Origin of the sequence: Streptomyces sp. NPDC102402, from assembly GCF_044765765.1 — a bacterium.
GTDB lineage: Bacteria > Actinomycetota > Actinomycetes > Streptomycetales > Streptomycetaceae > Streptomyces.
Window position 1 is genome coordinate 179,476 of the sequence record NZ_JBIWKR010000012.1, and the last position, 10,794, is coordinate 190,269.

The 10,794-nt window shown below is 70.9% G+C and carries 9 protein-coding genes; 3 read left to right on the top strand and 6 right to left on the bottom strand.

Translation table 11 applies throughout. The features are described from left to right. Positions 1-157 precede the first annotated feature (157 nt). A complete protein-coding gene (locus ACIRJR_RS28800) occupies positions 158-1,195 on the bottom strand; it encodes a PAC2 family protein (protein WP_403785925.1) in 1,038 nt (345 codons plus the stop codon). 230 nt (positions 1,196-1,425) lie between these two features. Between ACIRJR_RS28800 and ACIRJR_RS28805 the strand changes: the two genes are divergently transcribed. Both ACIRJR_RS28805 and ACIRJR_RS28810 read left to right on the top strand, forming a co-directional pair. Then, entirely contained in the window at positions 1,426-2,742 is a 1,317-nt protein-coding gene (locus tag ACIRJR_RS28805; protein WP_403785957.1) for an L-fuconate dehydratase, read from the top strand. Beyond that, positions 2,739-3,524 (top strand): SDR family NAD(P)-dependent oxidoreductase, encoded by a 786-nt coding sequence (locus ACIRJR_RS28810; RefSeq protein ID WP_403785927.1) that lies wholly within the window; start codon positions 2,739-2,741, stop codon positions 3,522-3,524. Before ACIRJR_RS28805 ends, ACIRJR_RS28810 begins: the two co-directional genes overlap by 4 nt. 7 nt (positions 3,525-3,531) lie before the next feature. On the opposite strand, the gene ACIRJR_RS28815 is transcribed toward ACIRJR_RS28810, so the two are convergent. From ACIRJR_RS28815 to ACIRJR_RS28835, 5 genes are all read right to left on the bottom strand, one after another. After that, a complete protein-coding gene (locus tag ACIRJR_RS28815; RefSeq protein ID WP_403785929.1) occupies positions 3,532-4,203 on the bottom strand; it encodes a FadR/GntR family transcriptional regulator in 672 nt (223 codons plus the stop codon). Positions 4,204-4,373: 170 nt separating this feature from the next. Further along, on the bottom strand, positions 4,374-5,984 hold the full coding sequence (locus ACIRJR_RS28820) for an FAD-dependent oxidoreductase (protein WP_403785931.1): 1,611 nt from the start codon (positions 5,982-5,984) through the stop codon (positions 4,374-4,376). 12 nt (positions 5,985-5,996) lie between these two features. Beyond that, positions 5,997-7,526, bottom strand: coding sequence for a glycerol kinase GlpK (gene glpK, locus ACIRJR_RS28825; RefSeq protein WP_403785933.1), 1,530 nt, complete (start codon positions 7,524-7,526; stop codon positions 5,997-5,999). Positions 7,527-7,566: 40 nt separating this feature from the next. Next, entirely contained in the window at positions 7,567-8,358 is a 792-nt protein-coding gene (locus ACIRJR_RS28830) for an MIP/aquaporin family protein (RefSeq protein WP_403785935.1), read from the bottom strand. 265 nt (positions 8,359-8,623) lie between these two features. Then, positions 8,624-9,388, bottom strand: a complete 765-nt coding sequence (locus ACIRJR_RS28835) for an IclR family transcriptional regulator (protein ID WP_403785937.1) — start codon at positions 9,386-9,388, stop codon at positions 8,624-8,626. A 240-nt stretch (positions 9,389-9,628) separates the two neighbouring features. Between ACIRJR_RS28835 and ACIRJR_RS28840 the strand changes: the two genes are divergently transcribed. Next, positions 9,629-10,794: homocysteine S-methyltransferase family protein (locus tag ACIRJR_RS28840; RefSeq protein WP_403785939.1), on the top strand; the 1,166-nt coding region annotated here is incomplete at its 3' end.

Sequence of the window (10,794 nt, forward strand, 5' to 3'; positions counted from 1 at the left end):
GGCTGGCACGGGGGCGCCCGCGGACGCGTCCGGCGCCGGGGCGCCGCCGGGGGGGGTGCCCCCCTTTAGCCCCCCCCGCCCGACATGCCGGACGGCCCCGGACCACGCGAGAGATCGCGTGGTCCGGGGCCGTCCGGCATGTCGGCGGCGGGCCCTCTCAGCCGTCCGAGGAGTCCTCGTCCGGCCCGGCGGGAGGCGGGTCCTCGGGCGTCGTGCCCCCGTCACCCTCCTTCGGCCGCCCCTTCTCGGGGCGCGGCGGCTTCGGCGGCCTCGTGCGGCCACTGGAGGTGTCCCGCAGATAGGGCACGTCACCGCTCTCCGTGGCGTGGCCGCCCGGCGCCTGTCCGGGACCGCCGATGTCCCTGCGCCGCAGATAGCGCTCGAACTCCCGGGCGATCGCCTCGCCGGAGGCCTCGGGCAGCTCCGCGGTGTCCCGTGCCTCCTCCAGCGTCTGCACGTACTCCGCGACCTCGCTGTCCTCGGCGGCCAGCTGGTCGACCCCGAGCTGCCAGGCACGGGCGTCCTCGGGCAGTTCGCCCAGCGGGATCCGCATGCCGAGCAGGTCCTCGAGACGGTTCAGCAGTGCCAGCGTGGCCTTCGGGTTCGGCGGTTGCGACACGTAGTGCGGCACCGCCGCCCACAGGCTCACCGCGGGCACCCCGGCGTGCGTACAGGCCTCCTGGAGAATGCCCACGATGCCGGTCGGGCCCTCGTACCGGGTCTCCTCCAGGTCCATGGTCCTGGCCAGGTCGGGATCCGAGGTGACGCCGCTGACGGGTACCGGCCTGGTGTGCGGGGTGTCGCCGAGCAGCGCCCCCAGGATGACGACCATCTCCACGCCCAGCTCATGGGCGAAGCCGAGGATCTCGTTGCAGTACGAACGCCAGCGCATGGAGGGTTCGATGCCGCGGATCAGCACCAGGTCACGGGGCTTGTCGCCACCCACCCGGACCACGGAGAGCCGCGTGGTGGGCCAGGTGATCTTGCGCGTCCCACCGTCCATCCACACCGTGGGCCGGTTGACCTGGAAGTCGTAGTAGTCCTCGGCGTCGAGCGCCGCGAAGACCTCGCCCTTCCACTCCCGGTCCAGATGCGCGACCGCTGTGGAGGCGGCGTCACCGGCGTCGTTCCAGCCCTCGAACGCGGCCACCATGACCGGGTCGATCAGCTCGGGTACCCCCTCGAGCTCGATCACCCAGGCCTCCTTCCGAAGTTCCCTTGTGTACGGACCAACCTTACGGCTTCCGGCCTGTTCCGCCGCAGCCCGTTTGCGTGCGGCGGTGAAGCGTGCCACCCCATGAATCATCCGAGCTGTATCGGACGAAACTGATCAATCTCCGTCCTGGCCCTGGACTGTGGGGCCCTCGGGGAGTTATACATCGGATGACCATTGAGAGATCCGATGTTATTCCCCTGGGGGCGCACATGAGTCTGACCGTCACGGATCTCGAGGTCGAGGACATCAGGTTTCCCACCTCGGAGCTGCTGGACGGCTCGGACGCCATGAATCCCGACCCCGACTACTCCGCCGCCTACGTCGTGCTGCGCACGGAGGGCGGCGAGGGGCACGGTCTCTGCTTCACCATCGGCCGTGGCAACGATGTCATGGCCGCCGCCATCGAGGCGCTCCGAGGCCATGTGGTGGGCCGGCCCGCTCCGCGCACCGCCGCGGACCTCGCAGCGCTCCACCGCACCCTCACGCACGACTCGCAGCTGCGCTGGCTCGGCCCCGAGAAGGGGGTGATGCACATGGCCGCCGGAGCCGTCGTCAACGCGGCCTGGGACCTCGCGGCGAGACTGGCGGGCAAGCCCGTCTGGCGGTTCCTCGCGGAGATGACCCCGGAGGAGCTCGTCTCCCTCGTCGACTTCCGCTACCTCACCGACGCACTCACCCCCGAGGAGGCGCTCGGCATCCTCCGAGCGGCGGAGCCGGGCCGGGCCGCGCGCACCGAGCGGCTGCTCGCCGAGGGGTACCCGGCGTACACGACGTCGCCCGGCTGGCTCGGATACGACGACGACAAGCTCGTACGTCTCGCCGAGGAGGCCGTCGCCGAAGGCTTCACCCAGATCAAGCTGAAGGTCGGGGCCGATCTGGACGACGACATCCGCAGGCTCTCGCTCGCCCGCCGCGCCGTCGGCCCCGGCATCCGGATCGCAGTCGACGCCAACCAGCGCTGGGACGTGGCCGGCGCGGTGGAGTGGATGAACGCGCTCGCCCCGTACGACCCGTACTGGATCGAGGAACCGACCAGCCCCGACGACGTGCTCGGCCACGCCGCCGTGCGCGCCGGGCAGCCCGTCAAGGTCGCCACCGGCGAGCACGTCGCCAACCGGGTCGTGTTCAAGCAGCTGCTCCAGGCGGGGGCCGTCGACTTCGTGCAGATCGACGCCGCACGCGTCGCCGGCGTCAACGAGAACCTCGCGGTGCTGCTGCTCGCCGCGAAGTACGGCGTCCCGGTCTGCCCGCACGCCGGAGGCGTCGGACTGTGCGAACTGGTGCAGCACCTCGCGATGTTCGACTACGTGGCCGTCTCCGGCAGCTGGGAGAACCGGGTCATCGAGTACGTCGACCATCTCCACGAGCACTTCGCCGACCCGGCCGTCGTCAAGGGCGGCCGCTACGTCACCCCGCGCACACCGGGCTTCTCGGCCCGGATGCTTCCCGCCTCGATCGCCGGACACCGTTACCCGCAGGGCCCCGTCTGGCAGGCCCGCCGCACACCCGAGGAGACCGCCCGATGACCGGTACGCAGGATTTCGACGGACTGTCCGCCCTGGTGACGGGCGGCGCGTCCGGCATCGGGGCCGCCGTGGCTGCCCTGCTGCTCTCCCGCGGGGCCCGCGTCGCGGTCCTCGACCTCGATCCGGAAGGCGCTCCGGAAGGGGCGCTCGCGCTCGCGGCGGACGTGACGGACGACGACGCCGTACGGCGCGCGGTCGACCGGGCCGCCGAGGAACTGGGCGGTCTGCACACCCTGGTGTCCAACGCCGGGATCGGCGCGGTCGGCACCGTGGAGGACAACGGCGACGCGGAGTGGACCCGCGTACTGGACGTGAACGTGCTCGGCATGGTCCGCACCGCCCGGCACGCCCTGCCGCATCTGCGCCGTGCCGCCGCCGGGCGCCCGGGAGCCGTGTCGGTCACCCAGACCTGCTCCATCGCGGCGACCGCGGGCCTGCCGCAGCGGGCGCTCTACAGCGCGAGCAAGGGGGCCGTCCTCTCCCTCACCCTCGCCATGGCCGCCGACCACGTCCGGGAAGGGATCAGGGTCAACTGCGTCAACCCCGGTACGGCGGACACCCCCTGGGTCGGCCGCCTGCTCGACCACGCCGAGGACCCGGCCGCGGAGCGCGCCGCGCTCGAAGCCCGTCAGCCCCTGGGGCGGCTGGTGTCCGCCGACGAGGTCGCCGCCGCCGTCGTCTACCTGGCGAGCCCGGCGGCGGCCTCCGTGACCGGTACCGCGCTCGCGGTCGACGGGGGGATGCAGGGGCTGCGGCCGCGCCCCGCCCAGGCACGGGGCTGACCGCGGCTCACAGGGTCGAGCGCAGCCACTGCTCCACGCTCGCCACGTGCACCGTCGCCCAGGACCGGGCCGCCTCCGCGTCCCGGTCCCGCAGCGCGGCGAGGATCGCCCGGTGCTCGTGGAGGGTCCGGCTGACCGCGTCCTCCTGGGTCAGCCCCCGCCACACCCTGGCCCGTGTGGTGGGGCCGGACAGGCCGTCCAGCAGGGAGCAGAGCACCGAATTGCCCGAGTGGCGGACGATGCCGCGGTGGAACTCCAGGTCGCCCGCGACGAGCGCCTCCACCGAGGGATCCGGGCCCAGAGCGTCCAACTGGGCGCTCAGCGCGTCGATTTCCTCCTCCTCGATGCGCAGCGCCGCCATCGCCGTGGCCGCGGGCTCCAGGATCCGGCGGACCGCGAAGAACTCCAGCACCGTGTCGTCGCGGTGGAAGTCCACCACGAAGCTGAGCGCCTCCAGGAGGAGCTGCGGGTCCAGGCTGGTCACGTAGGTGCCGTCACCCTGACGGACGTCGAGGATCCGTATCAGCGACAGGGCGCGCACCGCCTCGCGCAGCGAGTTGCGGGACAGCCCCAGATCGGCCGCGAGGTCGCTCTCCTTGGGAAGCCGGTCGCCCGGGGCCAGCGCACCCGAGACGATCATTCCCTTGATCTTCTCGATCGCTTCGTCGGTGACGGCCATGTGGGGCCTCCTCGCGCACAAGACATCCGATGTATCGCCTCATTATGCGGCCGAGTACGGCTGCCCGTGCAGGCGGTCCCCGGGCCGGCCCGCCAGGGGCGGACCACCCCATGCCTCAGGGGCGGCCCCCACGTCCGGGAGGCCGCCCCTGAGGCCTGGGTGAGGCGCCGTCAGCGGCCGTCGGCCAGCATGTCCTCGACCCTGCCCCTGATGTCGTCCGTGGCCAGACCCCGGATCGTCAGCGTCGTCCGCCGGCGCAGCACGTCGTCCGCCGTCTCCGCCCACTCGCGGTCGCGCGCGTACGCCACCTGTGCCCAGATCTCCGGGGCGTCCGGGTGGATGCGCTCGGCGAGCGCCGGGTTCTCGTCGGCCAGCCGCGCGATGTCGAAGGAGAGCGAGCCGTAATGGGTCGCGAGGTGCCGGGCCGTGTCTGCCGACATCCGCGGTCCCGGCGTGCCGCCGTCCGCCAGCAGCCGGTGCGCCACCGCGTTCGGGTTCGCGATGCCGGGCAGCGGCACCTTCCTCGGCAGTCGAGCCATCGGTTCCATGTCCTCGGCGAGAGGACGCCCGGGCAGTTCGGCCAGCTTGTTCATCACCGTACGGCCGATGTGGCGGAACGTCGTCCACTTGCCGCCGGCGACCGACAGCATCCCGCCGCGTCCCTCGGTCACGACCGTCTCGCGCTTGGCCTTGGACGTGCCGCCCGGGCCGCCGGGCAGCACCCGGAGCCCCGCGAAGGAGTACGTGATCAGATCGCGGGACAGCTGCTGGTCCCGCACGGAGAAAGCCGCCTCGTCGAGGATCTGCGCGGTGTCCTTCTCGGTGACCGAGACATCGGCCGGGTCGCCCTCGTACTCCTCGTCGGTCGTGCCGAGCAGCAGCATGTCCTCCCACGGAAGCGCGAAGGTGATGCGGTACTTGTCGATCGGCGTCGCCAGCGCCGCCTTCCAGGGGCGGGTGCGCTTGAGGACCAGGTGCGCACCCTTGGACAGACGTATGGAGGGCGCCGCGTTCGGGTCCTCCAGCTTGCGCAGGTGGTCGACCCACGGGCCCGTGGCGTTCAGTACGAGGCGGGCGTCGACGCCGAACTCGGTGCCGTCCTGCCGGTCCTCCAGCTCGGCGCCCGTGACCCGGCCCTGGGTGAAACGCAGTCCGGTGACCGAGGCGTGGTTGAGGACGACGGCGCCCGCGTCGACGGCCGCGCGGACCGTCATCAGCGCCATCCGGGCGTCGTTCATCTGGTCGTCGCCGTAGACCGCGACGGCCTTCAGGTTGTCCGTGCGCAGCTCCGGGACGTCACGCCGTGCCTTGGCCGGGCTGATCACGTGGCCGACGCCGTCACCGAACGCGGACAGGGCCGAGTAGGCGAAGACACCGGCGCCGAGCTTGGCGGCGCCGTGCGGGCCGCCCTTGTAGACGGGCAGGTAGAAGGTGAGCGGGTTCGCCAGGTGCGGGGCGACCTGACGGGACACCGCGCGCCGCTCGAAGTGGTTCTCCGCGACCAGCTTCACCGCGCCGGTCTGGAGGTAGCGCAGACCGCCGTGGAGGAGCTTGGAGGAGGCGGAGGACGTGGCGCCGGCGAAGTCGCCGGCGTCCACCAGGGCCACCCGCAGCCCGGACTGCGCGGCATGCCAGGCGGTGGAGATGCCCAGGATGCCGCCGCCGATCACCAGGAGGTCGTACGTCGCCTTGGAAAGCCGCTCCCGGGTCTCGGCGCGGCTCGGGAGGGAGCCGGAGGCCGGATGCGTCCCGAGGGCGGGGACGCTCTGCAGGGTGGTCATGTCGATTGCTCCTCAGCTCTCGTCGTCGTCGATCCAGCCCATGGTCCGTTCGACGGCCTTGAGCCAGCTCTTGTACTCGCGGTCACGGGTGGCCGCGTCCATGCGGGGGGTCCACTCGGCGGCGCGGCGCCAGTTGGCGCGCAGCGCGTCGGTGTCCGGCCAGAAGCCGACGGCGAGGCCGGCGGCGTAGGCCGCGCCGAGGCAGGTGGTCTCGGCGACCATCGGACGCACCACGGGAGCGTCCAGGAAGTCGGAGAGCGTCTGCATCAGCAGGTTGTTGGAGGTCATGCCGCCGTCGACCTTGAGCGCGGTCAGCTCGACGCCGGAGTCCTTGGTCATGGCGTCACTGATCTCACGGGTCTGCCAGGCGGTGGCCTCGAGCACGGCCCGCGCGATGTGCGCCTTGGTCACGTAACGGGTGAGGCCGGCGATGACACCACGTGCGTCGGGGCGCCAGTACGGGGCGAACAGACCGGAGAACGCCGGTACGAAGTAGGCGCCGCCGTTGTCCTCGACGGAGGACGCGAGTGTCTCGATCTCGGCCGCGGACTTGATCAGGCCCATCTGGTCGCGCATCCACTGGACGAGCGAGCCGGTGACCGCGATGGACCCCTCCAGCGCGTACACCGCCTTCTGGTCGCCGATCCGGTATCCGACCGTCGTCAGCAGCCCGTTGTACGAGTTGACGGGGGTCTCACCGGTGTTGATCAGCATGAACGTACCGGTGCCGTACGTGGACTTCGCCTCGCCCTCGGCGAAGCACGTCTGGCCGAACAGCGCCGCCTGCTGGTCGCCCAGCGCGGAGGCCACCGGGACGCCGTCGAGCACGCCGCCCTTGGCGGTGCCGTAGACCTCGGCGGAGGACCGGATCTCCGGCAGTACGGCGGACGGGATGTTGATCGAACCGAGGATCTTCTGGTCCCACTGCATCGAGTGCAGGTTCATCAGGAGGGTGCGCGAGGCGTTGGTGACGTCGGTGACGTGGACGCCGCCCTCGGTGCCGCCGGTCAGATTCCAGATGACCCAGGAGTCCATCGTGCCGAAGAGGATGTCGCCGCGCTCGGCGCGCTCGCGCAGACCCTCCACGTTGTCCAGCAGCCACCGGATCTTGGGGGCCGCGAAGTACGAGGCGAGGGGCAGCCCGGTCTCACGGCGGAAGCGGTCCTGGCCGACGTTGCGTCCGAGCTCCTTGCAGAGGGCGTCGGTGCGGGTGTCCTGCCAGACGAGGGCGTTGTGAACCGGCTCACCGGTGTGCCTGTCCCACAGCAGGGTGGTCTCGCGCTGGTTGGTGATGCCGATCGCCTTGACGTCGGCGGCGGTGATGCCGGCCTTGACGACCGCTCCGGCGACGACCTCCTGGACGTTCTCCCAGATCTCCTTGGCGTCGTGCTCGACCCACCCCGGCTTGGGGAAGATCTGCTCGTGTTCCTTCTGGTCGACGGAGACGATCCGGCCGTCCTTGTCGAAGACGATGCAGCGGCTGGACGTGGTGCCCTGGTCGATGGCCGCGATGAACGGGCCTGTGGTGTGTGCGTCGGTCACGGTTGGCTCCCGGAAGTCTGTGTGGTGTGGAGGGTGTGGCTCAGGCGAAGGCGAGGTTGTAGAGCCCGCCGGCCAGTGCGGCCCCGATGAGCGGTCCTACCACCGGTACCCATGCGTAGCCCCAGTCCGACCCGCCCTTGTTCGGGAGCGGCAGCAGTGCGTGCACGATGCGCGGTCCGAGGTCGCGCACCGGGTTGATCGCGTAGCCGGTCGGGCCGCCGAGCGACAGGCCGATGCTGACGACCACCAGAGCGGTGATCAGGGCACCGAGCGCGCCGAGGCCGTTGCCCTCGTCGTTGAGGCCCTGCGTGAGGATCGCCAGGACCAGGACGAAGGTCGCGATGACCTCCGTGACCACGTTCTGCACCGCGTTCCGGATCTCCGGACCCGTGGTGAAGATGCCGAGCACCGGGCCGGCCTTCGGCGCCGACGCGCGGTCGACCAGGCCTTCCTCGGCCTGCAGGTCCTTCACGATCTCGGGATCGGTCAGGTGCGCGTGGAACTGTCCGTAGTAGACGGCCCACACGAGCACGGCGCCGATCAGCGAGCCGAGGAGTTCGGAGGCGAGATACAGGGGCACATCGCTCCAGGCGGTGCCGCCCTGGATCGCGAGGCCGATGGTGACTGCCGGATTGAGGTGCGCACCGGACACGCCGGAGGCGATGTAGGCACCGGTCAGTACGGCGAAGCCCCACCCGAAGGTGATGGCCAGCCAGCCGGCGTTCTGCGCTTTGGAGCGCTTGAGCGTGACGGCGGCACAGACACCGCCGCCAAGCAGGATGAGTATGGCGGTACCGATGGTCTCGCCGATGAAGATGTCGGAGCTGGACACCCGCGACTCCTTTGTCCTTCGTCCAGGGGAAGGCGAAACACCGGGTCCCTCCGGTGGATCGCGCCCTAGGTGGGTACCCGTGAGGAGCAGGGCACGTCACCTGTGTAGGGCTTGACCGGCCCTCGGCACTGTCACACCCTAACGCGTATTGCCGTTAGGTGTTCGGCAATGCCGACCGGTGAGCGGCAATGTTTCTCCTCGAAGGTGTGTGCGTCAAGGGGTGTGTGACGCGCGACTCGATCGTTACGGCGTCGCGGGGGTGGGCTCAGAAGCGTCCGGCGCCCAGATCCCGGGAGACGGCACGGGCGCAGTCCCGCACGGCGGCGACGAGCTCGGGCCGCAGTTCGCCGCCGGCGCAGACGCGCTCCACGGCACCCGTCACGGCCACGGCGCCGACCGGCATCCTGCGCCGGTCGTGGACGGGGGCGGCCACCGCCGCCACTCCGTCCCAGGTCTCCTCGACGTCGGCCGCCCAGCCCCGCGCCCGGATCAGGTCGAGCAGTGACTCGAACTCCTCCTCACCCGTGACGGTGCGCGGGGTGAAGGAGCGCCGCTCCATCTCGGTGACCTCGCTGTGTGCGACCGGGTCGTAGGCGGCGAGCACCTTGCCCAGGGCCGTGGAGTGCAGGGGCTGCATGGCGCCGACCTCGAGCACCTGCCTGCTGTCGTCGGGCCGGAAGACGTGGTGGACGATCAGGACGCCGTGCTGGTGCAGCACGCCCAGGTGGACGCTCTCGCCGCTGGAGCGGGCCAGGTCGTCGGTCCACACCAGCGCGCGGGCCCGGAGCTCGTGCACGTCGAGATAGCTGTTGCCCAGGCGCAGCAGCTCCGCGCCGAGCTGGTAGCGCCCGGACGTGGTGTCCTGCTCGACGAAGCCCTCGTGCTGGAGAGTACGCAGGATGCCGTGCGCGGTACCTTTGGCCAGACCGAGCGACGACGAGATGTCGGACAGGCCGAGCCGACGCTCGCCGCCCGCCAGCAGACGCAGCATCGCCGCTGCCCGCTCGAGCGACTGGATGTTCTTCGCCATCGCGCCGTACTCCTCCACCTCGGTTCGACAATGCTGAACACTATCGGTCGATGCCGACCTCTGTCCGGTGGCGGGAAAATTATGCGCCACCCCGCGACCGGGCCCGTTCCCCGCACAGCATGCAGTCCGCCCCGTGGGACGCGATGACCGGCCCGGGCGCCTCCCGGCTAGGCTGGCGGCGTGCCCTCCTCCACAGAAGGGCGCAAAGCCGACAGCCGTCGCATCCCAGGGAGAACATCCATGGCCTCGTTGCCGACCCCCTCAGCTGACAGCCGGACCCGAGCCGCAGCGCTCCGTGAGGCGCTGGCCACCCGGGTGGTGGTGGCCGACGGTGCGATGGGCACCATGCTCCAGGCCCAGGACCCCACCCTGGAGGATTTCGAGAATCTCGAGGGCTGCAACGAGATCCTGAACGTCACCCGGCCGGACATCGTCCGGTCGGTGCACGAGGAGTACTTCGCGGTCGGTGTGGACTGCGTGGAGACGAACACCTTCGGCGCGAACCACTCGGCGGCGAACGAGTACGAGATCGCTGACCGGATCGTCGAGCTGTCGGAGTCGGGTGCCCGTATCGCCCGGGAGGTCGCCGACGAGTTCACCGCGAAGGACGGCCGTCAGCGGTGGGTGCTGGGCTCGATCGGTCCTGGCACCAAGCTGCCCTCGCTCGGCCACATCGCGTACGACGTGCTCCGGGACGGCTACCAGCAGAACGCGGAAGGCCTGCTCGCCGGTGGTGCGGACGCCCTGATCGTGGAGACCACGCAGGACCTGCTGCAGACCAAGTCCAGCCTCATCGGCGCGCGCCGGGCGATGGACGCCTTGGGTTTCGACGTGCCGCTGATCTGCTCGCTCGCCTTCGAGACGACCGGCGTGATGCTGCTCGGCTCGGAGATCGGTGCCGCGCTGACGGCTCTGGAGCCGCTGGGCATCGATCTGATCGGGCTGAACTGCTCGACGGGCCCGGACGAGATGAGCGAGCACCTGCGCTATCTGGCCAAGCACTCGCGCACACCGCTGATGTGCATGCCGAACGCCGGCCTGCCCGTGCTGACCAAGGACGGCGCGCACTTCCCGCTCGGCCCGGAGGGGCTGGCCGACGCCCAGGAATCCTTCGTGACCGACTATGGCCTCTCCCTGATCGGCGGCTGCTGCGGAACGACGCCCGAGCACCTGCGCCAGGTCGTCGAGCGGGCCCGCGCCCTGACCCCCGCGGTCCGCGAGCCGCGCCCCGAGCCCGGCGCCGCCTCGCTCTACCAGACGGTGCCGTTCCGTCAGGACACCTCGTACCTGGCGATCGGTGAGCGGACGAATGCCAACGGGTCCAAGAAGTTCCGCGAGGCCATGCTGGAGGCCCGCTGGGACGACTGTGTGGAGATGGCCCGCGACCAGATCCGTGAGGGCGCGCA